At 61.1% G+C, this 26,063-nt stretch carries 21 protein-coding genes; 11 read left to right on the forward strand and 10 right to left on the reverse strand.

Annotation, left to right across the window (positions count from 1 at the left end; genetic code table 11):
• Positions 1–876: 876 nt before the first annotated feature.
• Complete coding sequence (locus tag FBY04_RS14000) at positions 877–1,950, forward strand: YCF48-related protein (protein WP_145315567.1); 1,074 nt, start codon at positions 877–879, stop codon at positions 1,948–1,950.
• Positions 1,951–1,978: 28 nt separating this feature from the next.
• Positions 1,979–4,363, forward strand: a complete 2,385-nt coding sequence (locus FBY04_RS14005; protein WP_145315568.1) for an RND family transporter — start codon at positions 1,979–1,981, stop codon at positions 4,361–4,363.
• Positions 4,364–4,527: 164 nt separating this feature from the next.
• Here the strand turns inward: FBY04_RS14005 and FBY04_RS14010 are convergent, their stop codons facing one another.
• Both FBY04_RS14010 and FBY04_RS14015 read right to left on the reverse strand, forming a co-directional pair.
• Positions 4,528–5,247 (reverse strand): FadR/GntR family transcriptional regulator, encoded by a 720-nt coding sequence (locus tag FBY04_RS14010; protein WP_084320617.1) that lies wholly within the window; start codon positions 5,245–5,247, stop codon positions 4,528–4,530.
• A gap of 204 nt (positions 5,248–5,451) precedes the next feature.
• Positions 5,452–7,188 carry an IlvD/Edd family dehydratase gene (locus FBY04_RS14015; protein WP_084320618.1) on the reverse strand — a complete coding sequence of 579 codons (1,737 nt, stop codon included), beginning with the start codon at positions 7,186–7,188 and terminating at the stop codon, positions 5,452–5,454.
• A gap of 194 nt (positions 7,189–7,382) precedes the next feature.
• Here FBY04_RS14015 and FBY04_RS14020 point away from each other — a divergent pair, with 194 nt between their 5' ends.
• From FBY04_RS14020 to FBY04_RS14060, 9 genes are all read left to right on the forward strand, one after another.
• On the forward strand, positions 7,383–8,705 hold the full coding sequence (locus FBY04_RS14020; protein WP_084320619.1) for an MFS transporter: 1,323 nt from the start codon (positions 7,383–7,385) through the stop codon (positions 8,703–8,705).
• A gap of 153 nt (positions 8,706–8,858) precedes the next feature.
• Entirely contained in the window at positions 8,859–9,851 is a 993-nt protein-coding gene (gene araD1, locus FBY04_RS14030; protein ID WP_145315569.1) for an AraD1 family protein, read from the forward strand.
• Positions 9,852–9,862: 11 nt separating this feature from the next.
• The gene (locus FBY04_RS14035; protein ID WP_145315570.1) at positions 9,863–11,443 is read left to right on the forward strand and encodes an aldehyde dehydrogenase (NADP(+)); all 1,581 of its coding nucleotides are present in this window, start codon (positions 9,863–9,865) and stop codon (positions 11,441–11,443) included.
• Positions 11,444–11,631: 188 nt separating this feature from the next.
• A complete protein-coding gene (locus FBY04_RS14040) occupies positions 11,632–11,928 on the forward strand; it encodes a DUF5629 family protein (RefSeq protein WP_084320622.1) in 297 nt (98 codons plus the stop codon).
• The gene (locus tag FBY04_RS14045; protein ID WP_145315571.1) at positions 11,921–13,090 is read left to right on the forward strand and encodes a lactonase family protein; all 1,170 of its coding nucleotides are present in this window, start codon (positions 11,921–11,923) and stop codon (positions 13,088–13,090) included. The genes FBY04_RS14040 and FBY04_RS14045 overlap by 8 nt, the downstream gene beginning before the upstream one ends.
• A 155-nt stretch (positions 13,091–13,245) precedes the next feature.
• Entirely contained in the window at positions 13,246–13,425 is a 180-nt protein-coding gene (locus FBY04_RS14050) for a hypothetical protein (RefSeq protein WP_084320624.1), read from the forward strand.
• 211 nt (positions 13,426–13,636) lie between these two features.
• Complete coding sequence (locus tag FBY04_RS32740) at positions 13,637–13,762, forward strand: hypothetical protein (protein WP_008030104.1); 126 nt, start codon at positions 13,637–13,639, stop codon at positions 13,760–13,762.
• Between the two features lie 115 nt (positions 13,763–13,877).
• Positions 13,878–14,090, forward strand: a complete 213-nt coding sequence (locus FBY04_RS14055; protein WP_084320625.1) for a hypothetical protein — start codon at positions 13,878–13,880, stop codon at positions 14,088–14,090.
• Entirely contained in the window at positions 14,087–14,344 is a 258-nt protein-coding gene (locus FBY04_RS14060; protein ID WP_084320626.1) for a hypothetical protein, read from the forward strand. Before FBY04_RS14055 ends, FBY04_RS14060 begins: the two co-directional genes overlap by 4 nt.
• Positions 14,345–14,449: 105 nt before the next feature.
• On the opposite strand, the gene FBY04_RS14065 is transcribed toward FBY04_RS14060, so the two are convergent.
• The 8 genes from FBY04_RS14065 to FBY04_RS14100 all read right to left on the reverse strand — a co-directional run bounded on the left by FBY04_RS14065 (position 14,450) and on the right by FBY04_RS14100 (position 26,063).
• Entirely contained in the window at positions 14,450–15,046 is a 597-nt protein-coding gene (locus FBY04_RS14065) for a glutathione S-transferase (RefSeq protein ID WP_145315572.1), read from the reverse strand.
• Positions 15,043–18,684 carry an SbcC/MukB-like Walker B domain-containing protein gene (locus FBY04_RS14070; protein WP_145315573.1) on the reverse strand — a complete coding sequence of 1,214 codons (3,642 nt, stop codon included), beginning with the start codon at positions 18,682–18,684 and terminating at the stop codon, positions 15,043–15,045. The genes FBY04_RS14065 and FBY04_RS14070 overlap by 4 nt, the downstream gene beginning before the upstream one ends.
• Positions 18,681–19,925, reverse strand: a complete 1,245-nt coding sequence (locus tag FBY04_RS14075) for an exonuclease SbcCD subunit D C-terminal domain-containing protein (protein ID WP_145315574.1) — start codon at positions 19,923–19,925, stop codon at positions 18,681–18,683. The genes FBY04_RS14070 and FBY04_RS14075 overlap by 4 nt, the downstream gene beginning before the upstream one ends.
• A gap of 254 nt (positions 19,926–20,179) precedes the next feature.
• A complete protein-coding gene (locus FBY04_RS14080; RefSeq protein WP_145315575.1) occupies positions 20,180–21,820 on the reverse strand; it encodes a BatD family protein in 1,641 nt (546 codons plus the stop codon).
• Entirely contained in the window at positions 21,817–23,553 is a 1,737-nt protein-coding gene (locus FBY04_RS14085) for a tetratricopeptide repeat protein (RefSeq protein WP_145315576.1), read from the reverse strand. Before FBY04_RS14085 ends, FBY04_RS14080 begins: the two co-directional genes overlap by 4 nt.
• Positions 23,550–24,635 carry a VWA domain-containing protein gene (locus FBY04_RS14090; RefSeq protein WP_145315577.1) on the reverse strand — a complete coding sequence of 362 codons (1,086 nt, stop codon included), beginning with the start codon at positions 24,633–24,635 and terminating at the stop codon, positions 23,550–23,552. Before FBY04_RS14090 ends, FBY04_RS14085 begins: the two co-directional genes overlap by 4 nt.
• On the reverse strand, positions 24,628–25,122 hold the full coding sequence (locus FBY04_RS14095; RefSeq protein WP_084320633.1) for a DUF4381 domain-containing protein: 495 nt from the start codon (positions 25,120–25,122) through the stop codon (positions 24,628–24,630). The genes FBY04_RS14090 and FBY04_RS14095 overlap by 8 nt, the downstream gene beginning before the upstream one ends.
• Entirely contained in the window at positions 25,119–26,063 is a 945-nt protein-coding gene (locus FBY04_RS14100; protein ID WP_084320634.1) for a DUF58 domain-containing protein, read from the reverse strand. Before FBY04_RS14100 ends, FBY04_RS14095 begins: the two co-directional genes overlap by 4 nt.

Here is a 26,063-nt window from a genome sequence, read left to right on the forward strand (position 1 = left end):
CACTGCGCAGAACCTGCGCTTGGCCTTCCGACGGGGCAGATCAAGATCAAAAGCCAGATCAATAGCCAAAGCGAGGCGGCCTGGTAGCCGACCTGTTTTCCGTCAAGGCCATCGGCGGCGAACACCAACCTTATGCCCACCCAAAATCCAACTGTGGGAGCTGCGGTGCGACGATTCGACTTGCTCGCGAATGCGGACTGGCATTCAGCATTGATGTCGACTGACTGGACGCCTTCGCGAGCAAGCCCACATTCATCGGGGTTGCTTCCAGAGGGATGTGAACGATCAAGTCAGCGAAGCGCGCCCGCTTGACGCCCAGGCCGGCCCGCAGGCCGCCTCGGGTGCTGTGGCGGTGGTCGCCCCCTCGTGAGGCCGAGTGGAGGTTTTGCGCAGTGGGCAACCCGGCAAGGATGCCGGGTTAGCCGCCCCCGGCCATGGATGGCCGATGGCGGCGGGCCCACGGAGCAGGACCGGAAGGAGGGCATGCCGAGCCATAGCGAGGCACCGAACGAAAGGGGCAAAAGCGCTTGGTTACTTGGCGTTTCTCCAAGTAACCCGCTGTAAGAGCGGAACCCATAGCAGCCATTACCGCAGCAACGGATATGTACACCAACCACCAACCACCAACCACCAAACCCAAATCACCCCACCTGATACCCCACCATTCAGAAAACCCCCCATCCCCTCCAGGTTAACAAAACATAACGTGGCGTCGATTGTCAGACCTTTCCAAACACCGATAGGATAAGCCAGCTTCCGAAGGGGCTCTGGATTGCGGGTTTCAGGACTATGCTCCTAACCATCCAATCCCGATGAGCACCCCTAACGGCGCCCTGAAAGGTTGAACGACCTAACAATAATAATGGGGGAAGGTCTATGAGTGAGCCTGTCATGGGTGTGGGTACCTGCCGCCCGCCGGCACTGCGCAAATTCGCGTTGCTGGCTACAGCGCTCTCGCTGTTGGGCTGTGCCGTGTTGTCGGCACCTGTGCTGGCCGCCGCGGCGCCAGCATCTGACGTTGTCTATTCCGTTGAATCCGCCAAGGCCAGCAAAAGCCTGATGCTCGATGTCGTGCACGCCGGCAAGCGCCTGGTGGCGGTCGGCGATCGCGGGCACATTCTGTATTCCGATGACCAGGGCGCGACCTGGACCCAGGCCAAGGTGCCGACCCGGCAACTGCTGACCTCGGTTTATTTTGTCGACGACAAGCACGGCTGGGCCGTCGGTCATGATGCACAGATCCTCGCCAGCGAGGACGGCGGCGTCACATGGACCAAGCAATTTGAAGATCTGAAACGCGAATCGCCGCTGCTCGACGTCTGGTTCCAGGACGCCAACAGCGGCTTTGCCGTGGGCGCTTACGGCGCGCTGCTGGCCACCACCGATGGCGGTAAAAACTGGGAAGACGCCAGCGATCGCCTCGACAACGAAGACCAGTACCACCTCAACGGCATTGCCGCGATCAAGGATGCCGGGCTGTTCATCGTCGGCGAGCAGGGCAGCATGTTCCGCTCCGCCGACTGGGGCCAGACCTGGGAAAAGCTGGAAGGCCCATACGAAGGTTCGCTGTTCGGCGTGATCGGCACCGCTCAACCCAACACGCTGCTGGTCTACGGTCTGCGCGGCAACCTGTTTCGCTCCACCGATTTCGGCAGCACCTGGGAACCGGTCGAGCTGAAAGCGGCCCGCGGTGCTCTGGAGTTTGGTCTGTCCGGTGCAACGTTGCTCGACGACGGCGCCATCGTGATCGTCGGCAACGGTGGCAGCGTCATCCGCAGCGACGATAATGGCGAAACCTTCAGCGTGTTCAACCGCCCGGACCGTATTTCCGTCGCGGCGGTCACCGATGCAGGCAACGGCAATCTGATCCTGGCAGGACAGGGCGGCGTTCGCGTCACCTCGCCAACCGGTGCCGGCGCAGAGAATGGAAAAAACGGGTCGTCCAAATGAGCCGGGCAAATAATAAGAAGGCGGGTCTATGACATCCTTGAGCAGCCATCACCAAGACAAGGCGACGTTTCTTGAGCGTCTGATCTTCAACAACCGACCGGCAGTGATTGTGATCTGCCTGCTGGTGAGTATTTTCCTGTTCTGGCAGGCGACACTGATCCGCCCGTCCACCAGTTTCGAAAAAATGATCCCGCTCGAGCATCCGTTCATTCAGAAGATGATGGAGCACCGCAACGATCTGGCGAACCTGGGCAACACCGTGCGGATCTCGGTGGAAGCCACCGATGGCGACATCTTCTCCAAGGAGTACATGGAGACCCTGCGCCAGATCAACGACGAGGTGTTCTATATCTCCGGCGTCGATCGTTCCGGCCTCAAGTCGCTGTGGAGTCCGAGCGTCCGCTGGACCGAGGTCACGGAGGAGGGCTTCGCGGGTGGTGAAGTGATCCCGCAGAGCTACAACGGTTCCCAGCAAAGCCTCGATCTGCTGCGCAACAACGTACTCAAGTCCGGACAGGTCGGGCGCCTGGTGGCCAATGACTTCAAGTCGAGCATCGTCGATATCCCGTTGCTGGAGTCCTACCCGGACCCGCAGGACCAGGGCACACTGCTGGCCCTCGACTACCGCAAGTTCTCCCACGAGCTGGAAGAAAAGATCCGCGACAAGTTTGAAAAACAAAACCCCAACGTGCAGATCCACATCGTCGGTTTCGCCAAGAAAGTCGGCGACCTGATCGATGGTCTGGTCATGGTGGTAATGTTCTTCGGCGTCGCCTTCGTCATCACGCTGATCCTGCTGTACTGGTTCACCAACTGCATGCGCAGCACCGTGGCGGTGTTGAGCACGACGTTGGTGGCGGTGGTCTGGCAGCTCGGTTTGATGCACTTCTTCGGCTTCGGGCTTGATCCGTACTCGATGCTGGTGCCGTTCCTGATCTTCGCCATCGGTATTTCCCACGGCGTGCAGAAGATCAACGGCATCGCGTTGCAGTCCAGTGAAGCCGACAACGCGCTGACCGCCGCGCGACGCACCTTCCGCCAGTTGTTCCTGCCGGGGATGATCGCGATCCTTGCGGATGCGGTGGGTTTCATCACGTTGCTGATCATCGATATCGGTGTGATCCGCGAACTGGCCATCGGCGCTTCCATCGGCGTGGCGGTGATCGTGTTCACCAACCTGATCCTGCTCCCAGTCGCCATTTCCTACGTCGGCATCAGCAAACGCGCCGTCGAGCGCAGCAAGAAAGACGCACACCGTGAACACCCGTTCTGGCGCCTGTTGTCGAACTTTGCCAGCCCGAAAGTCGCACCGGTCTCGATCATCCTGGCCTTGCTGGCCTTCGGTGGCGGCCTCTGGTACAGCCAGAACCTGAAGATCGGCGACCTCGACCAGGGTGCTCCTGAGTTGCGTCCGGACTCGCGCTATAACAAGGACAACAACTTCATCATCAGTAACTACTCCACCAGCTCCGATGTATTGGTGGTGATGGTCAAGACCAAGTCCGAAGGTTGCTCGCGCTACGAAGCCATGGCGCCGATCGACGAGCTGATGTGGAAGATGCAGAACACCGAGGGCGTGCAGTCGGCGATCTCGCTGGTGACCGTGTCCAAGCAGATGATCAAGGGCATGAACGAGGGCAACCTGAAATGGGAAACCCTGTCGCGCAACCCGGACGTGCTGAACAACTCCATTGCCCGGGCTGATGGTTTGTACAACAACAGTTGCTCCCTGGCACCGGTTCTGGTGTTCCTAAACGATCACAAGGCTGCAACGCTTGATCGCGCAGTCCATGCCGTGCAGGACTTCGCCAAGGAGAACAACAAGGAAGGCCTGGAATTCATCCTTGCCGCCGGTAATGCCGGCATCGAGGCGGCCACCAACGAGGTGATCAAGGAATCCGAGCTGACCATCCTGATCCTCGTCTACATCTGCGTTGCGACCATGTGCATGATCACCTTCCGTTCCTGGGCGGCGACCTTGTGCATCGTGTTGCCACTGGTGCTGACCTCGGTGCTCGGTAACGCCCTGATGGCCTTCATGGGCATCGGCGTGAAAGTCGCGACCTTGCCGGTGGTGGCTCTGGGTGTGGGGATTGGCGTGGACTACGGGATCTACATCTACAGCCGCCTGGAAAGTTTCCTGCGTGCTGGCCTGCCGTTGCAGGAAGCCTATTACCAGACCTTGAAATCCACGGGTAAAGCCGTGTTGTTCACCGGTCTGTGCCTGGCCATCGGCGTGTGCACCTGGATCTTCTCGGCCATCAAGTTCCAGGCCGACATGGGCCTGATGCTGACCTTCATGCTGCTCTGGAACATGTTCGGCGCGCTGTGGCTGTTGCCAGCGCTTGCACGGTTCCTGATCAAGCCGGAGAAGCTGGCGGGGCAGAAGGGCAACTCGTTGTTTGCTCACTGATCTTTGGCTGAAATAAAAAAGCCGCAACCCCGGGGTTGCGGCTTTTTTGCATCTGATGCTTCACACAACCCTTTGCAGGAGACGGCTTGCTGGCGATGGTGTGTCAGTCGACATCAATGTGGCTGACACACCATCGCCAGCAAGCCGGCTCCTACAGGGGGGGGTTACGAAGGATCGGTTCCGAGCACGACATTCAGCGCACTGCGCGCATCATCCAGCTGCACCAGCGTCGCATGCCGCGCACCCAGTGCGTCGCGGTTCTCGATTGCGGTGAGAATCGCCTTGTGCCGTGGTAACGCCAATTCATGCAGGTTCGGCCGCTGGTTGGAATGCTTCAACGCTTCGGCAATCGCTACCGACAACATGTTGCACAGGTTCGCCAGCAAGTCATTGTGCGTCGCATCGGCGATTCGGCTGTGGAAATCCAGGTCTGGTTGCAACAGCGCTTCAGGCGTCGGCGCGGCTTCCATGCGTTGGTAGGCTTCGCCGATGGAGGCGATGTCCGCGTCGGTGGCAAACTGCGCGGCGAGGGCCGCCGCTGCCGGTTCGATGATACTGCGCACACTGGTCAGCAAATCGAAGAACTGATTCTGCGGGCTGCTTTGCATCAGCCAGTGCAGCACATCCGGGTCGAGCATGTGCCATTCCTTGCGCTGCTTGACCACTGTGCCCACTCGCGGACGGGAATACACCAAGCCTTTGGCGACCAACACACGAGTGGCTTCGCGCAGCACCGGCCGGCTGACCGCGTATTCCTCGCACAACAGGGCTTCGGCGGGCAGCTTGTCGTCCGGTTTGAAGCGCCCCGAAACGATCTGCATGCCCAGTTCCTGGACAATGCGCGAGTGCATGCTTTTGCGGTCGGAGGGTTTGCGGTAATCCATGGGGAACGGCGCGATCCTGTGCGGGGGAGGTGCTGCGCATGATAGCAGGCGCGGCGAGGACGGTCGCCAGAGCAAGCAATCCTGAACTCTATGAAGATCAATTGTAGGAGCCGGCTGGCTGGCGATGGCGTCCTTTTAGGCGATAGATGTGTCGACTGACCCACCGCTATCGCCAGCAAGCCGGCTCCTGCAGAGGTTGCGGGGTCAGTGAGAGTGGCGCGGTACTTCGGAGCCGCGGCAACCGACCAGGAAGTCGAAATCGCAGCCTTGGTCCGCCTGCAATACATGGTCGATATACAGCTGGCGATAGCCGCCGACGATCAGGTTTTGCGGCGGTTGCAGATCGGCCATGCGCGCTGCCAGTTCCGCATCCGGAATGTCCAGGTGCAAGCGCCCGTTAGCGCAATCGAGCTCGATCCAGTCCCCTTCCTTCACGGTCGCCAAAGGACCGCCGGCCGCCGCTTCCGGTGCGACATGCAACACCACGGTGCCATAGGCCGTGCCGCTCATGCGCGCATCGGAAATCCGCACCATATCAGTCACGCCTTGCGCCAGCAGTTTGGCCGGCAAGCCCATGTTGCCGACTTCGGCCATGCCCGGATAACCCTTCGGCCCACAGTTCTTCATCACCAGAATCGAGTTGGCATCGACGTCCAGTTCGGGATCATTGATCCGTGCCTTGTACATGTCGAAGTTTTCGAACACCACTGCACGACCGCGATGCTGCATCAATTCGGCACTGGCGGCGGATGGTTTGAGCACGGCACCGAGCGGCGCCAGGTTGCCACGCAACACGCAGATTCCGCCGTCGGCGCGGATCGGATTATCGAGGGTGCGGATCACTTCATCCTGGCCGTAGATCGGCGCGTCCTTGGTGTTTTCGCCGAGGGTCTTGCCGTTGACGGTCAAGGCATTCGGATTGGGAATCAGGTTGGCTTCGCCGAGGCGACGCAGCACCGCAGGCAGGCCGCCGGCGTAGTAGAACTCTTCCATCAGGAAGCGTCCGGAGGGTTGCAGGTCGACGATGGTCGGCATGCCGCGACCGATGCGGGTCCAGTCGTCCAGGTCCAGTTCGACACCGATACGCCCGGCGATGGCTTTCAAATGGATCACAGCATTGGTCGAACCGCCAATGGCTGCGTTCACCCGAATGGCGTTTTCGAACGCTTCTTTAGTCAGGATCTTCGACAGTCGCAAGTCTTCGCGAACCATCTCTACCGCGCGCATGCCGGACATGTGCGCCAACACATAACGACGCGCATCCACGGCTGGGATCGCCGCGTTATGGGGCAGGGAAGTGCCGAGTGCTTCGGCCATGCACGCCATGGTCGATGCGGTGCCCATGGTGTTGCAAGTGCCGGCGGAACGGGACATGCCGCCCTCGGCCGCGAGGAAGTCATCGATGGAAATGGTGCCCGCTTTCACTTGTTCGCTGAGCTGCCAGACCACGGTGCCCGAGCCAATGTCCTGGCCCTTGTGTTTGCCATTGAGCATCGGCCCGCCGGTGACAACGATCGCCGGCACGTCGCAACTGGCAGCGCCCATCAACAAGGCCGGGGTGGTTTTGTCGCAACCGGTCAGCAGCACCACGCCATCGATCGGGTTGCCGCGAATGGCTTCTTCAACGTCCATGCTCGCCAGGTTGCGGGTGAGCATGGCGGTCGGGCGCAGGTTCGACTCACCGTTGGAGAACACCGGGAATTCCACCGGGAAACCACCGGCCTCGATCACGCCGCGTTTGACGTGCTCGGCAATCTGACGGAAATGCGCGTTGCACGGGGTGAGTTCCGACCAGGTGTTGCAGATACCGATGATCGGCTTGCCGTGGAACTGGTGGTCGGCGATGCCCTGATTCTTCATCCAGCTGCGGTACATGAAGCCGTTCTTGTCGGCCGTGCCAAACCATTGGGCGGAGCGCAGGGTGGGTTTCTTATCAGACATGATCGATTCTCTTATTGTATGACTATTGTGTGCGAGCTGAGGTGTAACATAAGCGCAAATTCGCCGCTTTGGAAGTGTTGCTTGCTTAAATAGTATTACTATATAGTCGTGTCCAACGGAGGGATGGCCCTGGCGGTTTTCCGCGAGAGGCGTCCCCCGAGGTTCTATAACAACAACAATCGGAGACCGATCTCATGAGCCAGGAACTGCGGCTTATACGTCGCATCACGCTGAAACTGATTCCCTTCCTGATCCTGCTATACCTCATCGCCTATGTGGATCGCTCCGCCGTAGGCTTCGCCAAGCTGCACATGGGCGCCGACATCGGTATCGGCGATGCGGCTTACGGCCTCGGTGCCGGGCTGTTCTTCATTGGTTACTTCCTGCTGGAAATCCCCAGCAACCTGATGCTCGAACGCTTCGGCGCGCGACGCTGGTTCGCGCGGATCATGGTCACCTGGGGCGCCATCACGATCGGCATGGCGTTCGTGCAGGGGCCGCACAGCTTTTACGTGATGCGCTTTCTGCTGGGTGCCGCCGAAGCCGGGTTCTTCCCGGGCGTTCTGTACTACATCACCCAATGGTTCCCGGTTCGCCATCGCGGCAAGATCCTTGGCCTGTTTATCCTTTCCCAACCGATCGCCATGCTGATCACCGGCCCGGTGTCCGGCGGTCTGCTGGGCATGGACGGCATTCTGGGTCTGCATGGCTGGCAGTGGCTGTTCATCGTCATTGGCGCCCCGGCGATCCTGCTGACATGGCCGGTGCTGCGTTGGCTGCCGGATGGACCGCAACAGGTGAAATGGATGGATCAGCCCGAGAAGGACTGGCTGGCCGGCGAGCTGAAAAAAGATCTGGAGGAGTACGGCCAGACCCGACACGGCAATCCATTGCATGCGCTCAAGGACAAGCGCGTATTGCTGCTGGCGCTGTTTTATCTGCCAGTGACCCTGAGCATCTATGGTCTGGGCCTTTGGTTGCCGACGCTGATCAAACAGTTCGGCGGCACCGACCTGGTGACCGGTTTCGTGTCATCGGTGCCGTACATTTTCGGCATCATCGGCTTGCTGATCATCCCGCGCAGTTCCGACCGCTTGAATGATCGCTATGGCCACCTGGCGGTGCTGTATGTGCTGGGTGCCATCGGCCTGTTCCTCAGCGCGTGGCTGACGGTGCCGGTGCTGCAACTGGCGGCCTTGTGTCTGGTGGCGTTCGCATTGTTCTCCTGCACGGCGGTGTTCTGGACCTTGCCGGGCCGGTTCTTCGCCGGCGCGAGCGCGGCGGCGGGGATTGCGCTGATCAACTCGGTGGGCAACCTCGGCGGCTACATCGGGCCGTTCGTGATTGGTGCGTTGAAGGAATACACCGGGAACCTGGCGTCGGGGTTGTATTTCCTGTCGGGGGTGATGGTGTTCGGGCTGATTTTGACGGGTGTGGTTTATCGGTTGCTGGAGCGCAAGCATGTGCTGCCGGCCGATCAGTTTGCGGCCAGTGCGCGTGGCGCCACCCGCACCTGAAGACTTACCGCCGATCGAGTGTGGGAGCGGGCTTGCTCGCGAAAGCGGTGGGTCAGTCACCACAGATATTGAATGTCAGGCCGCCTTCGCGAGCAAGCCCGCTCCCACACGTGATCGGCGGTGTTTTCGAATTTTGTTTACAGGAGAAAATCCATGCGTCTGGTTCAGTTTGAATTGATTAGCGGCGAGCGTCGGGTTGGCGTGGTCGAAAACGGTCTGGTGCACGAAGTACAGGATGCACGCACGGTGCGCGATCTGGCGTTGGCGGCGATCGAGGCGGGCGTCAATCTTGAGCAACAGGTGCAAACCCTCGGCCTGGGCATCAGCCATGACTATGCAGAACTGCTGGCCCAACTGCGCATCCTGCCGCCGCTGGACCATCCGGACCCGGCGCACATGCTTGTCAGCGGCACCGGCCTGACCCATTTGGGCAGCGCTTCGGCGCGGGACAAGATGCATCAGCAAGCCGGCGACGAAGCGGCGATGACCGACACCATGCGCATTTTCAAATGGGGCGTGGAGGGTGGTAAACCGGCAGCGGGGCAGGCCGGCGTACAGCCAGAGTGGTTCTATAAAGGTGACGGCAGCATCGTCGTGCGCCCTGGCCATCCGTTCCCGCTGCCACCCTTTGCCGAAGACGCCGGTGAAGAGCCCGAGCTCAGCGGCCTCTACGTCATCGGTCACGACGGCAAGCCGTACCGCCTCGGTTTTGCAGTGGGCAACGAGTTCTCCGACCACGTCATGGAACGCAAGAATTACCTGTACCTGGCTCACTCGAAATTGCGCAGCTGCAGTTATGGCCCGGAACTTCGGGTCGGTGAACTACCGGAGCATCTGGCAGGCACCAGTCGCATTTTGCGTAACGGTGAAGTGCTGTGGCAGAACGAATTTCTCAGCGGCGAGGCCAACATGTGCCACAGCCTGGAAAACCTCGAATACCACCATTTCAAGTACAGCCAGTTCCTGCGTCCGGGGGACGTGCACATTCACTTCTTCGGCACCGCGACCCTGTCCTTTGCCGACGGCATTCGCACCCAGCCGGGTGACGTGTTCGAGATCAGTCAGGCCGAGTTCGGTGCACCGTTGATCAACGGTATCGCACCGGTCGACGCGGTGTTCGAGCCCGGCACCATCGGCACTCTTTGAAGGAAAAAACCATGACCCGAATTCTCGGTCACAACTACATCGGCGGCCAGCGCAGTGCGGCCGGCACCGTCAAACTCCAGAGCATCGACGCCAGCACCGGCGAAGCGTTGCCTCACGATTTCCTCCAGGCCACACCTGAAGAGGTCGATGCTGCGGCCAAGGCCGCTGCTGTCGCTTACCCGGCCTATCGCAGTCTGAGCGCCGAACGCCGCGCGCAATTTCTCGATGCCATTGCCGATGAACTGGACGCGTTGGGCGATGACTTTGTCGCCGTGGTCTGCCGCGAAACTGCATTGCCGGCCGCACGCATTCAAGGCGAACGCGGTCGCACCAGCGGTCAGATGCGCCTGTTCGCCAAGGTCCTGCGTCGCGGTGATTTCCATGATGCGCGGATCGATCAGGCGTTACCGGATCGCAAGCCGTTGCCGCGTCCCGATTTGCGTCAGTACCGCATCGGGCTCGGACCGGTCGCGGTGTTTGGCGCCAGCAACTTTCCATTGGCGTTTTCCACGGCGGGTGGCGACACCGCTTCAGCCCTGGCCGCCGGTTGCCCGGTGGTGTTCAAGGCCCACAGTGGTCATATGGCGACGGCGGAGCAGGTTGCCGATGCGATCATCCGTGCCGCCGAAAAAACCGGCATGCCGGCCGGTGTGTTCAACATGATTTACGGCGGCGGGGTCGGTGAAGCGCTGGTCAAGCATCCGGCAATCCGGGCAGTCGGATTTACCGGTTCGCTCAAGGGCGGCCGAGCGCTGTGCGACATGGCCGCAGCCCGTGCGCAGCCGATCCCGGTGTTCGCCGAGATGTCGAGCATCAACCCGGTGATCGTCTTGCCGCAGGCGCTTGAAGCTCGCGCTGAAACCGTGGCCCGTGACCTGACGGCGTCGGTGGTCCAAGGCTGTGGCCAGTTCTGCACCAACCCCGGCCTGGTGATGGGCATTCGCTCGCCGCAATTCAGTGCCTTCGTGCAGCAGGTGGCGGGGTTGATCAACGATCAGCCGGCGCAAACCATGCTCAATGCCGGGACGCTGAGCAGCTATGGCAAAGGTCTGCAAAAACTCCTCGCGCACCCGGGCGTGACGCACCTGGCGGGTAGTCCACAGCAAGGGAATCAGGCCCGGCCGCAGTTGTTCAAGGCGGATGTCAGCCTGTTGATCGAGGGCGATGAAGTCTTGCAGGAAGAAGTGTTCGGCCCGACCACGGTGTTTGTCGAAGTGGCGGATCAGGCGCAACTCAGCACCGCGTTGAATGGACTGCACGGGCAACTGACGGCGACCATCATTGGCGAGCCGGACGACTTCACACAGTTCGGCGAGTTGACGGCGTTGCTGGAACAGAAGGTCGGCCGGATCCTGCTCAACGGGTATCCGACCGGTGTGGAAGTCTGCGATTCGATGGTCCATGGCGGCCCGTACCCGGCGACGTCCGATGCGCGTGGTACCTCGGTGGGCACGCTGGCGATTGACCGGTTCCTGCGGCCGGTGTGCTTCCAGAACTACCCCGACAGCCTGCTGCCGGATGCGTTGAAGAATGGCAATCCGCTGCGCATTCAGCGATTGGTTGATGGGCAGCCTTCGCGTGAGGCCCTCTAACTAATGTGGGAGCGGGCTTGCTCGCGAAAGCGGTGCGTCAGCCAACATCACTGTTGAATGACACACCGCTTTCGCGAGCAAGCCCGCTCCCACATTTGTTCTGTGTTGGCTTCGGGTTTTGTGACCGGCACTGGATCGCTCTCTCATTGAGCTATCATTGCGTCTTTCCCCTTCAAAGATTGACTGCCATGACTGCCTCAACCGACACCCTGCTCAGCACCCTCGAACACTGCGACATGGTGGAAATCGACGGGCTGCACGCCTTTGAATTCTCTCTCGATGAAGACGACAACCTGCACATCGAATGCATCGACGGTCGTGTGTCCAAGCACTGGGAGTTCACCCCGGCCGAGGTCGAGGCCGCAACCTTCGATCCAACCCTGCAAAGCTGGCTGATCACTGGTGATTCCGGTGAACACCGGTTGGTGTGCATGACCGCATTCCGCGGTGAAAACGACGATGACGAAGAAAAAAAGGATGCGTAATTTCTGGCCGCTGTTGATCGCCGGCAGCATCGGCGCCATGGGCGTTCAGGCCGCGCCGGTCGATCATTATCAGTTGCTGGTGGGGTCGTATACCGCCGGCCAGAGCCAGGGCATTTACCGCCTGAATTTCGACAGCGCCACCGGGCAGATCGACGCCAAACCCCTGCAAGTGGTCAACAGTGAAAACCCGTCCTGGCTGACCCCGTCCCGGGATCAACGTCACCTGTTCGTGGTCAACGAAAACGGCCCGGGTCAGAAAGACCCGGTCGGGCGCGTCAGCAGTTATGCGATCGATCCCAAGACCCAAGAGTTGAGCCTGGTCAGTCAGGTGCAAAGCCTGGGCAACGAGCCGACCCATTCGAGCCTCAGCGTCGATGCCAGCCATTTGTTCGTCAGCAACTACTCGGTGGCTGAAGATCCGGGCGGCACGTTGGCGGTGTTGCCGGTGGGCGCCGATGGCAAGCTCAAAACTGTCGTGCAGATGAGCAGTCATCCTTCCAGCCGGGTCAATCCCGAGCGGCAGATGTCGGCGCATGTGCATTCGACGGTGTCCTCGCCAGACGGCAAATTTGTGTTCTCCAATGACCTTGGCGCGGACAGGATTTTTGTCTACCGTTTCGATCCCAAGGCCAATCCGGAACTGCCATTGACGGCCGCGACACCGGCCTCGGTCCAGTTGCCGCCCGGCAGCGGACCGCGGCATTTGCTGTTCAGCGCGGATGGCAAGCACGCCTGGCTGACCATGGAAATGAGTGCGCAGGTTGCGGTGTTCGACTACCAGAACGGCAAGCTTGAGCAAACACAAATGGTCGATCTGGCAGCCGGCCAACCGACGTCGGACAAAGCGGCCGCGGCGTTGCATGCATCGAAGGATGGCAAGTTCCTCTATGTCAGCAATCGCGGAACGGCCAATCAGCTGCTGGTATTTGCCATCGATCCGGCCACCGGTCACCTCAAGGAGCTGCAACGCCGGTCGGTGGACGGTGATCACCCACGCGAGTTCAGCCTCGACCCGAGTGGCAAGTTCGTGCTGATCGCCAATCAGAAGAGCAACCAGATTGTCGTCGTCGAACGCGACGCCAAGAGCGGCCTGCTGGGTAAAACCGTGCAGAAACTGCCGATGGATGCCCCGAGCGATCTGAAATTCCTGGTGCGTCAATAGGCCGCAGGCCCCGGTTGATGGGGCCTGCATCCTTCTATTAATAACGCTGATATCTGCTAATGCTACAAAAGATTTCAAGGCGCCTGCCTCGACAGTTAAGTTTGCTTCACGGCCCCACCGGGCAAGCAAGCCAACTGAATCCGAGGAATACCGCCATGAACTTCAATCTCTTCTCTGTCATCGCCGCATCCGCCATCTCTGCCACCGTTGCTCTGCCAGCCGCCGCCAACGTTGAAATCAGCGACAAAAAATCCCACACCCAGAGCTACACCCAGAAATACCTGCAACAGAGCGCCAATTTCTACGCAGCCCTGGATCACAAAACCCAAGCCTGAAAGCTAAGCCCTGCACCCTTTATGCAGGAGCGAAGTCACTTGCGCGGATCAAGCTGAAAAGCTTCGAGAAAGCCTGAGTGATGTCGCTCCTGCATAACGCGTTTACGACAGCATCATATTGCTATCAATGCATTGCTTGATATCACATGGCCATGAGTTTAAATTTGACGCTGACTTATTGACTCCTTCTCTAATAAAAAGGATCGACAGCATGGCGATGCGTCTGGCCGTGGTACTTCTGTTCCTCTATTCGACCCCCATTTTATCGGCAGCTACGCCCGTTCCCGGCGAGCCCGACGCTGCGCGCGAGCGCATGATGAGTTTTATCGAAGGCTGAAATAGACTGGCTTAATGATCAATGAAGCTGATGCTTACTATGGATAACCTTGAGTGGTTATCACGGCTTTTTTGATCGATTCTGTGGGCACTGAAACATGCCCACGGAGAACACCATGGCCAGCTCAATCCTCACTTCTGCCAAATACGGCGCCTACCTGGCCATCGGTTTTTACGTGGCCCTGGTGGCGGTCGTCAGCATTACCGCGCAATCGCAACACGAGTTCGAAGCACCGATCCAGGTCGCTTATCCCGCCATCCAGTTCGAGCACCGCGCTCAAAACGCCGTGGTCGATCACGCAGACGTGGCGGGAGTGGCAGGGGCATGAAAGGGGCCAGACTCTGGGTCATCGCCTTCCTGGCGTTCATGACCAATGGATCTTCACTGTTGGGAATCGGGCAAGCCTCGGCAGGTTCTGTCGCTCGGTCGATTGAAGCCAACCACAACCTCGCTCGCAGCATCCAAACCGAAAAGGCCATGGGCTTGCTGGCTGGTAATCCGCCGATGAAACGCCAAGGCGATTTCTTCGGGCCGTTCCAGGTTGATTGCTCGGTGTTGCAGATGTGTGAGGTGTTTGCGTGAATCTTCGACACGCTGTAGGAGCCGGCTTGCTGGCGATGGTGTGTCAGTTAACGCATCAGTGTCTGACACTCCATCGCCAGCAAGCCAGCTCCTACAGAGGGGCGGTTATTTTTTCATGATTGATGTGAACAGGTCTGATTCTAAAAACCGCTGGAGCCAAGCCTGCAGCCGCACATAGGGCGTCTGCCCGAACCACTCGCGATCGACATGGGCGAATTGCCGAATAAACGGCATCAGCGCCACATCCGCCAGGCTCGGATGGTCCGCCAACACGTAATCGCGCCCCTCCAGCAACCCATCCAGCCTGCGCAAAAACACCTCGCCCTCAGCGCGATAAAATTCCATCGGCCGCTCGGGATAACGCTCGGCGTACTTGTAGCGATTCAAATGCACCTTGAACGCCTGATCGTTCTCTTCAATCAGCGCAGCGATTTGCACTTGCCCGGCGGGATCATCCTTGAGCAACCAATCCTGCGGATCATGCTGCGCCAGCGCCCAGCGCATGATCGACAGGCTTTCATCGATCACTTCACCGTTCACACTCAACACCGGCACCGTGCCTTTGCTCGACAGCGCGAGCATTTCGGCAGGCTTGGCCTTCACGCTGACCTCGACGATGTTCACCGCAACCCCCGAGTAACGCAGGGCCATGCGCGCCCGCATGGCGTACGGGCAGCGGCGGAAGGAGTACAGCGTATTCATTTCACCTCCAGCGTACTCAAACCGTTGCCCTGGCGGTGGACCTGAATCTGCACCGGTATCCGTTCGTGCATTTCCTGAACGTGGGAAATCACCGCGACCTTGCGCCCCTGCGCCTGCAAGCCGTCGAGGGCATCCATGGCCAGTTGCAGGGATTCCGGATCGAGACTGCCGAAACCTTCGTCGATGAACAGCGATTCGATTTTCAGCGTGCTCGACGCCATCGACGCCAGGCCCAACGCGAGTGCGAGGGAGACGAGGAAGGTTTCGCCGCCGGACAACGAATGCACCGAGCGCAGTTCGTCGCCCATCTCGGTGTCCATCACCAACAACCCGAGCATGCTGCCGCCGCGCTTCAAGCGATAACGCCGCACCAGTTGCCGTAGCTGCACGTTGGCGTGATGCACCAGCAGGTCGAGGTTGTAGGCCTGGGCGATCTTGCGGAAGGTGTCGCCGCTGGCGGAACCGATCAACGCATTCAGGCGCGCCCAGCGCTGATACTCGGTGTAGGCGTCGGCGATCTGTTGGGCCAACGCCTGATTGGCATTTTGCCGGCGTTGATCCTCGGCTTGTTCGGCGCGCAGTTCGGCGCAGCGGTGCTCGCTGGCAGCGAACTGGCTTTGCAGTTCGGCCAGGGCGCTTGCGAGTTGCTCGGCATCGAGGTTGCCATCGTGTTGCGCCTGATGACTGGCCAGGCGCTTATCGCGCTCGTGCAGCAACACTTTGGCTTGTTCGATGGCTTTTTCGTTGAGCTGCAACCGTTGGCGCAATTCACTGACCTGCTGGTCGTCGACGCTGAGCAATTGCTCGAGGCCGCCGTCATCCAGTTCGGGATGCAAGGCACGCCATTCGGCGATCTTCGTGTTCAGTTCGCGGTCTTCGGTTTCCAGGGCGATCAGGCGGTCTTGCTGCGCTTTCAGTTCCGCGGCCAGTTGCACCAGCTGCGTGCGTACCGATTGCAGTTCCTGATTCGCGGCCGTTTCGGCATTGCGCGCCTGTTCGACAGCCTGATCCAGTTGCTGCTGCCACTCTTCGGCGCTGGTGTGTGTGCCGAGCAGTTGCGTCAGTTGCTGCTGGCAAGCCTGTTGTTGGTCGGCGAGGGCGGTGAATTGCTGCTGAGCCGCTTCCAGCTGCTGGACGCGGGTCAGCTGACGATCCTGTTCCTTGTCCAGCGTCTGCTGGCGTTGTTGCTGTTCGCTGAGTTCATCCCGTTGCTGGTCGAGCTGTTCCAGGCGCTGGGCGATCTGTCGGTCGAGTTGCATGAAGGTCGCGGCAGGCTCGTTGCGCAAGGCGTCCAGCGTGTCGGCCGGGAGCAGGGTGCTGAACGCGGTCAGCTCTTCGTCCAGACGCTGGCGATCATTGCTCAACTCGCGTTGCTGGCTGGCCAGCTGCTGGGTCGCCTGCAGGCTCGCGGTCTCGGCGCTACGCACTTGCTGTTGCAAGCGTGCCGCGTCCTGTTGCAGGGTGAGCAGGGCGGTTTGCCGCTGTTCGTCCTGCGTGATGCTTTGGTTCAACTGGCTGTTTTGCTGGTTCAGCCAGGCATCGCGTTTGGCGCTGTCCTGATTGAAAAGCTGCGCCGATAACGGGTGCGCATCGAGGCTCGGTGTCAGGCTTTGTTGCTGAGCGACCAGTTGTTCCTGCTGTTGCAGCAATTCCTTCTGTTGCGCGATCACACCGCCGACTTCGGTACGCAGGTCGGTGAGTTTTTCCTTGAGTAAATCCACCGCTTTCTGCGCGTTTGCCTGTTCGCTTTCATCGTGGCGGCCGAGGCTTTGCAGCAGCGCTTCGGGCTGGTGATAAGGGTGGTCAGGGCTGCCGCAAACCGGGCACGGCTGATCATCCTGCAACTGCTCGCGCAGTTCTTCGACGCTGGCGCTGCGGGCCAGGCGCTGACGCTCCAGCAGTTCGCGGGTGACCGTCAGGGTCTGTTCAGCGACGGTCAATTCGTTTTTGGTTTTTACCCCGTCCTGGGTCAAACGGTCGCGTTCGACCTGGGCAGCGGTTTGACGTTGCTGCAGGTCGGCGATGCGCTTGTCCAGTTCCTGCTGGCTGGCCCACAGACGCGTCAGTTCCTCAAAGCTGCGCAGTTGCTTGCGATTGTCCTGCAACAGATTGCCCAGCAACCGGATCTGTTCGGCCACCGCCTCAGGCTCGGCGCCGGCCTCTTTGTAGAGTACTTCCAGGTTCTGTTTTTGTGCCGCCCATTCTTCGGCGGCACGGCTGGCGTTCTGCTCCAGAGACGTCAGTTCCGCCTGACCCTTGTTCAGGCGATTGCCGATCAGCATCAACTGCTGCAGGCGATCGCGGTAGGCGTTCCAGGCGTCGCTGAGCGGCGCAAGATGGGTGCTTTGCTCAAGCTCGGCAGCAATCCTTTGCAGACGCTCGGTCACCCGATTCTGCTGATCGAGCAAACCTTGAATCGTGTTCTGGCCTTCGGTACAAGCCTGTTCCGCTTGCTGCTTTAGGTCGGCACTGAGGCCGGCGTCCTTGATCAGGCGGGCGAGGGTGCTTTGCGCCTCAAAGGCCTGACGCAGCAGCGGTGCGCTTGAAGTGTGTTGGCTTTGCGCCTCGATCAGCGCGGTTTGCGCCGCGCTGAGGCTGTGTTCGAGTTGCGTCTGACGCGTCTGCAGTTCCTGTTCTTGCCGGGTGTGTTGCTGAATCTGCTCTGCCAGCGGCGTGAGTCGGGCGCTCAGTTCGGCCTGACGGGCGAACTGGTGCCGTTGTGGTGCCAGTTGCTCCAGACGAGTCAGCTTCAAGCGTTCGCCGGCCAGGCTTTGCCAGTCCTGCTGAGCGCTGGTCAGTTGTTCGGTGGCGCTGAGCTGCTCGTCCTGCAACTGGCGCAGTTCTTTCAGCCACGTGTGTTGCAGCTCTAATTGTTTGAGTTGCGCTTGCTGGGACTTGAGTAGCTGCTGCGCCTCATTGAAGCGTTCATCCAGTTCCGCGCGGACTTCGGGCGACAAGGGTGTAACGCCGGTGGCTTGGTCCTGCAACAGCTTGTGGGTTTCGCGGGCTTCTTTGGTCTTGTCGAACGCGCGACGACCCAGGCGCGTGTAGAGCGCGGTGTCGGTGAGTTTTTCCAGCAGCTCGCTGCGCTCGTTGTCGTTGGCCTTGAGGAACGCACTGAACTCGCTCTGGGCCAGCAACACGGCGCGGGTGAACTGCTCGAAGTTCAGGCCCAGGACAGCTTCGAGCTGGACCTTGAACTCGACTTTCTGACTGGCGAGCAACTGATCCAGATCGATGTCGCGCAAGCTCTGACGGCTATGTTGCAGCTTGCCGCCAGCCTTCTCCCGGGCGCGATTGGCTTCCCAGCGCGCGCGGTAGCGGCGGCCATCGATGCCGACAAAATCGACTTCGGCATAGCCTTCACCGGTGCCGCGACGCAGCAGCGTGCGAGGGTCGCCGGTGCTGATCTCACCATCGGCGTCCGGCGCTTTGGCTGACACTTGAGCGTTGCTCAATCGAGGCACGGCGCCGAACAGCGCCAGGCACAAGGCGTCGAGCAAGGTGCTTTTGCCGGCGCCGGTCGGCCCGGTGATCGCGAACAATCCGGCGCTGGCCAACGGTTCGGCGGTGAAGTCGATTTCAAATGGCCCGGCCAGGGAGGCGAGGTTTTTCAGGCGGATCGCGAGAATTTTCATGGCTGTTCGCTCTCCATCTGCACGTCCTGCAACAGCTCGGCAAAGTCCTTCAGGGTTTGCTCGTCAACCTCGCTGCCGTAGTTGTCCTGCCAGGCGCGGCTGAACAGTTCCTGAGGGGTGAGTTGGTCCAGTTCGATCAGGGTCGTGCCGTCATCGACGCCATCGCGGTTGCCGTTGCCGGCGTATTCAGCGGCGATGCGCACCAGGCGTACGGCTTTGCCTTGCAGGGCGGTTTCAACCTGGTTGCGCAAGTCGGGTTGCGGTTCGTCGAGGCGAACCCGGACTTCCAGCCACGGCTGACGCTGAATATCCGCCAGCAGATCAATGTTTGGCAGGTCGGCCAGTAGCAGGAGAATTTCGGCCAATGGCGCTGGGCCGATGCGTTGCAGGTTCACGGCGCGGGGAATCAGTTTCGGCTCCACGCTGACCAGGGTTTCACCGTCTATCTGGATATCGAGAATCTGATGCTGATAACCGATTTCGGAGAACGACAACGGAATTGGCGAGCCGCTGTAGCGAATGCGCTCTTCACCGTTGACCTTCTGCGGTTTGTGCAAATGACCGAGGGCGACGTAGCTGATGCTCGGGCCGAACAGGCTGGCGGGCAGTGCTTCGGCGTTGCCGATGATCAGGCTGCGCTCGGAGTCTTCCGACACCGAACCGCCGGCCATGTGCGCATGACTGATGGCAATCAATGCCTGACCTTTCTTGCGCTTGGCGTTGGCGGCTTCGATCAGCCACTCGTGAACCTGGCCGATCCCGCGCAAGTAGTTGTCGCCCAGGTGTGCGCCAGTCACTTCGGCAGGGCGCAGGAACGGCAGCGCCAGGCACCAGGCGACGGTTTTGCCCTTGACGTCCGGCAGTGGCAGCAGCAAACGCTCGGCATCGAGCTGCCCGTCATCCAGCCAAAGCACGCGACCCAGCGCATGGGTGCGCAAACGGCGCATCAGCGGTGCGGGCAGTTCGATGCGCGAACCGGAATCGTGGTTGCCGGCGATCATCACGATGGTCAGTTTCGGTTGTTGTTCGTGAGCGCTGACGATGAAGTCGTAGAGGCGCTCCTGAGCTTTGACCGGTGGATTGACCGTGTCGAAAATGTCGCCGGCGATCAGCAGCACATCGGGCTGGTCCAGCTTCAGCTGGCGCAGCAGCCACTCGAGGAAACAACCGTGCTCGAAATCACGGTCCTGGCCGTGCAGGTTCTGCCCAAGGTGCCAGTCGGAGGTGTGAAACAGACGCAAGGCGAGCTCCGTAGGAAATGAGGTAATGACCGCGAGGTAAATGACAGCGCGAAAGGGGGAGAGTTTACGGGTAAAGCGACACCAAACCTACCGCAGGAATTGGCCGTCAGCGATGGCCGCCTCAAATCCAACCGCTTGAGGATAGCGCGGGGGCTCTGGATCGTTTCGCCAGCAAGCCGGCTCCTACAGGGGGGCGCGTCACCTAGGCTTTGTAGGAGCGAGGCTTGCCCGCGAAGGGGCCCTTGAGGATGGGGTTATTTGGGGTAGAGCGGCGGCAGGCCACTGTCGCCCACCGGATCATGAACCCGCTCGGCAATCGGGATCGCCTTGATCGCTCGCCACAATTCTTCACCCTGCCAATGCTGGCCGGTTTCGCTGTACAGCGCGCCATTCAAACCATCCAACGCATCGGACAGCGGCACAAATCGCGCCGCCATGTCGGCCAGGGTTTCCGGTTGTTGTCGGGCCCAGGCGTCGAGGGCCTGGCGGGTGGCGTGGGGGTCGTTGGCCTGGCAAGCGCGTTTGAGATCATCGAGCACGGTGCGCGGGCTCGGGCCGGTCTGGGCTGCGCGCAAAATTGCCGGTTGCCAGCGGGCGCGCCACCAGAGACCGAAGCCCAGCAGGGTGGTGCAGGCCAGAATCACGGTGCTGAGTTTCCACCACCAGAGGGCTTCGTTGTCAGCAGCGGAAATGACCGCCGGCATACCCGTCGGGCTATCGACCAGCATGCCAGGGTTATGCGCCACTTGCAGGGTCCGGGCCGGCAGGCTGGTGTGTTCCAGATGATCTTCGAACGTGTTCCACCAGACCACCTCCACCGCCGGCAACTCGACGTCACCGTTGCGAACAGGCACCAGCGCCTCACGGTCTTCACGGCTGCCGATCAGGCCGCGCTCGCTGTTCTGGTTGACCAGCACGGGCTGATCCGGGTAGCGGCGCAAGCCGTTGACGTCGGTTGCCGGCAACGGTGGCAGTTGTGAACTGGCCAGGCCTTCGGCCTTCAAGGTCAGGCTTCGGGTCAGCGAATCGCCCACCTGCGCGTGATCCGGTTCAGGGTTCCAGCTCTCGCTCAGACTCAGGCTGCGGGCCGGCAACCAAGGCACGTCAGCGGGATAACTGGCGGGTTTGGCCTTGACCGTCAACGGTAGCGCGGCAGAGCTGACGCGCATCAATTTGCCGGACTTCGGCAATTGGGATTCGACGTCCTGGGCTGGTTGCGCGTCCACCAGCGTGGCGCTGAAGATCTGCGCCGGAATGATCAACTGGCCGCTGTGTTGCGGGTAGATCGCATAGCGCAGTTCGATCACGCCGTGGCGCAGGCCGTTGATGTCTTTTTCGTAAGTGCGCGACTCACCCAGTTGCTCGATGCGCGCATCGGGAATCTGCAGCGGGGTCAGGCTGCTGTCGTCGTACAGCGAAACGGAATGGTAGATGCGCAAGGTCAGGATCGCCTGGGCCTGCACGTACAGGCTGCTCTGATCGAGGCTGGCATCGATGAACACCGGGGCCAGTTTGTTCTTGCTGTCCTGGGTTTCGCTTTCCACCACTTGCAGGGTGATCGGCTGGCTCTGCACGTCGCCCAGTTGCAGCGGGGGAATCACCACGCTGCCGTTCTGGCGAGGCAGCAGGGTGATGATCCAGCGGGTGGTGGCGCGGTTGTCGCCATTAATGGTGGTCAACTGGTTGACCTGGCGGGTGCCGCGCACGTCGAACAGCGGCTCCAGCGCCGTCAGGTCTGGCTTGCCGAACTGCGTCACGTCGTTGGATTCCAGGGTCAGCTCGACCGTCTCGCCGGAGTTCAGGCGACTGCGATCGACACTGGCGACCAGCCCCGCAGCCTGGGCCTGTACAGTCCAGAGAAACATGGCAAGCAAGAAAGCGGTGAAGCGGGTCATCGAGTTTTTTCCTGATCCTGATGTTGTTGCTGTTCGTACCAGAATTTGCGCCTGAGCAATTCTCCCGGGTCATCCGGGATCTTGCGTAGCCATTGCTCCAGCGCCTGGCGCTGCTCGCCATCAATGGCATCGCTGGCCGGGCGCAACGGCGGGGTGGTGCTCTGTTCGTCGCCCAACTCGCTGCCGGGCACCTCATTGGTTCCGGGTCGGGCCGGGGTCGTATCCGACTGTTCCGCATCGGGTGTAGCCGTCTGGGTGTCGGACTTCGGTTCTCCACTGTTCGACGGTTGGGTGGCGGCGCCGGGCGGCGGTTCCTGCGGGGTCCCGGTTTCGTCGCCTGCGGTTTTGTCCGGCTCGACGGGGGCCGGTGTGTTTTTCTGTTTGATCAAGCTTTCCACCAAGGCCTTGTTGGTCAGCGCCGGGCGCAGGTCCGGCTGACGTTCCAGCGCCTGTTCGTAAGCATCCAGCGCGGCTTCCAGCTCACCGCTTTTGGCCAGGGCGTTGCCACGATTGTAGTGGGCGTGGGCGTCATTGCCCTCGGCGAACCGCTGGGCGGCGCCACTGTAGTCGCCGGCCTCATAGAGCGCCACGCCTTGCCATTGTCGATCTTCGAAGTGTTGCGCAGCTTCGGCGGGGCGCTTCTTCTTGAGCAGGTGCAGACCCTGTTGATCCGGACGCAGCCACAAGTCTTCGACGTCGAAGGCGTAGCTCGGTTGTGGAAAAAGGAACAGCAGCGGCAAGCAAAACAGCCAGCCGCGACGCCCGGCGCAGGCCGCCAACAGCAACAGCGGCAACAACAGCCAGTAACCCTGATCGGCCCAGGTATCGAGGCGCAAGGACTGGCCGTCGTTGCGCAGATGGCGTGGGCTGTCGAGCAGGCCGAGGCCGCGCAGGTCGGCGTCGTCCAGCCGCGCATGCCGATAACGCCCGTCGAGGCCGTTGGCGAACGCTTTCAGGCTTGGCTCGTCCAGGTGCGGTACCAGAATCGCGCCCTGATCATCCTTGAGGAAACTGCCGTCTTCCTGCGTGATCGGCGCGCCTTCGGCGGTGCCGATGCCGAGCATCAGGAACTCTGTCGACTTGCCGTCCAGCACTTGCTGAATCCCTTCGCGTTCCAGCTCGGTCAGGGACGAGCCGATCAGCAGGATTCGGCCGTCACCCAGCGCGCTCTGATTCAGCAGCGCAAGAGCCTTGGTCACTGCGAGATCGGCGCGATGGCCGGACTGCGGCATCAGCGACGGTTTGAGCGCATCCAGCAGATTACGACTGGTGGAGAGGTCATCCGACAGGGGCACCAGCGTGTGCGCGCTGCCGGCGTAGACAACGATGGCGGTCTGGGCATCGCTGCGATTCTGCAGCAGGTCGAACAGCTTGCGCCGGGCCTGTTCCAGCCGGTTTGGCGTGACGTCGGTGGCGAGCATTTCCGGGGTCAGCTCCAGAATCACCACCAGCGGGTCGGCCGGTTTTTGACTGGCTTGTTCGACACGCTCCCAGCTCGGTCCGAGCAGCGCCAGTATCGTCAACAGCCACGCCACGCCGAGCGCGACCCACGGCAGTTTGCTGTCGCGACCGCTGCCGCCGCTGAGTAACGCGGAATGGAAGGCCGGCGGCAAAATCATCTGCCAGCGCCCGGCGCGCTTCTGTCGATGCCAGAGCTGCCAGAGCAACCAGCCGAGCAGCGGCAACAGCAGCAGCCACCAAGGGCGGAACCAGTAAGGCCACAGCGCACTCATCGGCGCCTCCGCAGGCGCAGGCGCAGGCGCTTGAGCCGTTGGCGCCAGTCAGGCAGTGGCGTCTGCAAGAACAGGTCTTTGGTAAACAGGCGCTGAAACGGGTTGTCCGGCCAGCGTTCGCGCACGACCAACAGCACGCTCAACAGCAGCGCCATCGCCAGTGGCCAGTGATACAGCGTCTGCGCCGGGCGGGCCTGAGTCGGTTGCTGAGTCACAGGCTCCAGTTGATCGAGGGTTTCCTTGATCGCTTGCAACTCCTTGCCGTCGCGAGCGCGAAAATACTGGCCACCCGTGGCGGCGGCGATGGCCTTCAGCGCAGGCTCGTCGAGGTCCAGGCTCGGGTTGATCCCGAGGAATCCCGCGGTGCCGCTTTCCTCGGGATCGGCGCCGATGCCGATCGGGTAGATTTTCACGCCTTCCTTGGCCGCCAGCCGCGCCGCCGTCAACGGATCGATTTCGCCGCCGTTATTGGCGCCGTCCGTGACCAGAATCAACACACGGCTTTGCGCGGGGCGCATGCGCAGGCGTTTGAGCGCGAGGCCGATGGCGTCGCCGATGGCAGTGTTCTTGCCGGCGATTCCGATGCGCGCTTCGTCGAGCCAGACACGCACGGTGCGTCGGTCAAACGTCAGGGGGGCCTGCAGGTACGCCCGACTGCCGAACAGGATCAGGCCGACACGGTCGCCTTCGCGACTCTCCAGAAAATCGCCGAGCAAATGTTGAACCAGCGTCAGGCGGCTGACCTCATCGTCCTGCCACTGCATATCGGGAAAATCCATGGAGCCGGAAACGTCCACCGCCACCAGCAGGTCACGGCCGCTGGCGGCAATCGGCAACGGTTCGCCGAGCCACTGCGGACGCGCCGCGGCGATCAGCAAAAACAGCCATAGCAGCAGGAACGGCGCTTGCTGGCGCCAGGCCGGCAGATTGGCGCGAGCGCGGCGCCGGGCCAGGCCTTCGAGGTCGCTGAGGAAGCTGACTTTGAGCGCCGGTTCGCCGCTGTCGGCCACTGGCAGCACAATGCGCATCAGCCAGGGCAGCGGCAGCAGGGCGAAGATCCACGGCCAGGCGAACTCAAACATGTTTGCGAATCCACGTGTCGACGGCTTGCGTCAGGCCGGCGATGGCTTTGTCGTCGAGTTTGCATTCGGGTTTGTAGGCGCCTTCGACCAGCACCATCCAGCGCGTCAGGCCAGCGGCCGGGCAGCGGTTGTCGAGGAAGGCCAGCCATTTGCGCCCGTTGAGGATGTGGCTCTGGCTGTAAGGGTAATGGTTGCGGCACAGGCGTTTGAGCAGGCCGTTGAGTTGCTGCAGCCAGGCGCCGGCCGGTGCGCCGTCGTACGGTTTGGGCATCAGCGCCAGTTCGGCCAGTGCGGCGAGGCGTACCGGGTCCAATGGTTGTTCGGCGCGCACGATGGGGCGCTTGCTCGGCAGGAAACGCCGCGCTTTCCACAGGCCGAAGCCGATCAGCGGCAGCAACAACAGCAATAACCACCAGCCCGGTGCGGGTGGCCAGAAGCCGATCGGAGGAGGGGAAATCAGCGGTTGCAGTTGATCGAGGCTGCTCATCGATGTTTCCCCGGTTTCTGCGGGTTCAGGTACTCGCGCAGTTGTTCGACCATTTCGCTCTGGGTGCTCAGGGGCATCAACAACACCCGCAGTTTTTGCGCGAGCAATTCCCAGTGGGCGATGCGCGCTTCTGCCTGGGCGCGGTAGGTCTGGCGCAGGTCGAAATTCAGCGTGTCGAGCTCCAGTTGCGCACCGCGTTCGATAAAGCGCAAAAGGCCGGCAGCGGGCAGGGCGTGGTCCAGTGGATCGGACAGCGGCAGCAGCAACAGGTCGCAATGGCGGGACAGCAGGCTCAGTTGCTGCTCGGAGCCTTCGGTCAACGCGCGTTCGTCGCAGATCACGATCACCAGGCTGCCAGGGCGCAGCACCTCCCGGGCACGACGCAGGGCCAGGTTAAGGGCGTCGCGGTCCTGTTCGCCTTCGGTGTGCAACGACTGATTGACACGCACCAGTCGGTTGAGAAATTGCAGCAGACTTTGTTTGCTGCGCCGGGGCTTGATTTCGTAGTGTTCGTTATCGCCGAACACCAGCCCGCCGACTCGATCGTTATGGCCGAGGGCGGCCCAGCCAATCAGGCTCGCGGCCTGGGCGGCGAGCACCGATTTGAACATCAGCCCTGAACCGAAAAACAGCCGTCGGCTTTGCTCGACCATGATGAAAATCGGTCGCTCGCGTTCTTCGTGGAACAGCTTGGTGTGCGGCTCCTGTGTGCGAGCAGTGACGCGCCAGTCGATGCTGCGCACGTCGTCGCCGGCCTGATAGACCCGCACCTGATCGAAGTCGACGCCACGGCCACGCAATTTGGAGTGGTGCAGGCCGATCAGCGGGCTGCGCTGGCTCGGCGTGGAAAACAGCTGCACTTCACGCACACGATGGCGCATCTCGATCAGCTCGGCGAGGCTGACCCGGATGCCCGGCTCGGGCGGCAGCGTGGCGTTCAT

This window comes from Pseudomonas sp. SJZ080 (assembly GCF_007828295.1).
Classification (GTDB): Bacteria; Pseudomonadota; Gammaproteobacteria; order Pseudomonadales; family Pseudomonadaceae; genus Aquipseudomonas; species Aquipseudomonas migulae_A.

What these genes read in the sequence shown, in the direction of transcription:
- FBY04_RS14000 (WP_145315567.1), top strand. Translation starts at nt 877, where the DNA reads ATGAGTGAGCCTGTCATGGGTGTGGGTACCTGCCGCCCGCCGGCACTG.
- FBY04_RS14005 (WP_145315568.1), top strand. Translation starts at nt 1,979, where the DNA reads ATGACATCCTTGAGCAGCCATCACCAAGACAAGGCGACGTTTCTTGAG.
- FBY04_RS14010 (WP_084320617.1), bottom strand. Translation starts at nt 5,247, where the DNA reads ATGGATTACCGCAAACCCTCCGACCGCAAAAGCATGCACTCGCGCATT.
- FBY04_RS14015 (WP_084320618.1), bottom strand. Translation starts at nt 7,188, where the DNA reads ATGTCTGATAAGAAACCCACCCTGCGCTCCGCCCAATGGTTTGGCACG.
- FBY04_RS14020 (WP_084320619.1), top strand. Translation starts at nt 7,383, where the DNA reads ATGAGCCAGGAACTGCGGCTTATACGTCGCATCACGCTGAAACTGATT.
- araD1 (WP_145315569.1), top strand. Translation starts at nt 8,859, where the DNA reads ATGCGTCTGGTTCAGTTTGAATTGATTAGCGGCGAGCGTCGGGTTGGC.
- FBY04_RS14035 (WP_145315570.1), top strand. Translation starts at nt 9,863, where the DNA reads ATGACCCGAATTCTCGGTCACAACTACATCGGCGGCCAGCGCAGTGCG.
- FBY04_RS14040 (WP_084320622.1), top strand. Translation starts at nt 11,632, where the DNA reads ATGACTGCCTCAACCGACACCCTGCTCAGCACCCTCGAACACTGCGAC.
- FBY04_RS14045 (WP_145315571.1), top strand. Translation starts at nt 11,921, where the DNA reads ATGCGTAATTTCTGGCCGCTGTTGATCGCCGGCAGCATCGGCGCCATG.
- FBY04_RS14050 (WP_084320624.1), top strand. Translation starts at nt 13,246, where the DNA reads ATGAACTTCAATCTCTTCTCTGTCATCGCCGCATCCGCCATCTCTGCC.
- FBY04_RS32740 (WP_008030104.1), top strand. Translation starts at nt 13,637, where the DNA reads ATGGCGATGCGTCTGGCCGTGGTACTTCTGTTCCTCTATTCGACCCCC.
- FBY04_RS14055 (WP_084320625.1), top strand. Translation starts at nt 13,878, where the DNA reads ATGGCCAGCTCAATCCTCACTTCTGCCAAATACGGCGCCTACCTGGCC.
- FBY04_RS14060 (WP_084320626.1), top strand. Translation starts at nt 14,087, where the DNA reads ATGAAAGGGGCCAGACTCTGGGTCATCGCCTTCCTGGCGTTCATGACC.
- FBY04_RS14065 (WP_145315572.1), bottom strand. Translation starts at nt 15,046, where the DNA reads ATGAATACGCTGTACTCCTTCCGCCGCTGCCCGTACGCCATGCGGGCG.
- FBY04_RS14070 (WP_145315573.1), bottom strand. Translation starts at nt 18,684, where the DNA reads ATGAAAATTCTCGCGATCCGCCTGAAAAACCTCGCCTCCCTGGCCGGG.
- FBY04_RS14080 (WP_145315575.1), bottom strand. Translation starts at nt 21,820, where the DNA reads ATGACCCGCTTCACCGCTTTCTTGCTTGCCATGTTTCTCTGGACTGTA.
- FBY04_RS14085 (WP_145315576.1), bottom strand. Translation starts at nt 23,553, where the DNA reads ATGAGTGCGCTGTGGCCTTACTGGTTCCGCCCTTGGTGGCTGCTGCTG.
- FBY04_RS14090 (WP_145315577.1), bottom strand. Translation starts at nt 24,635, where the DNA reads ATGTTTGAGTTCGCCTGGCCGTGGATCTTCGCCCTGCTGCCGCTGCCC.
- FBY04_RS14095 (WP_084320633.1), bottom strand. Translation starts at nt 25,122, where the DNA reads ATGAGCAGCCTCGATCAACTGCAACCGCTGATTTCCCCTCCTCCGATC.
- FBY04_RS14100 (WP_084320634.1), bottom strand. Translation starts at nt 26,063, where the DNA reads ATGAACGCCACGCTGCCGCCCGAGCCGGGCATCCGGGTCAGCCTCGCC.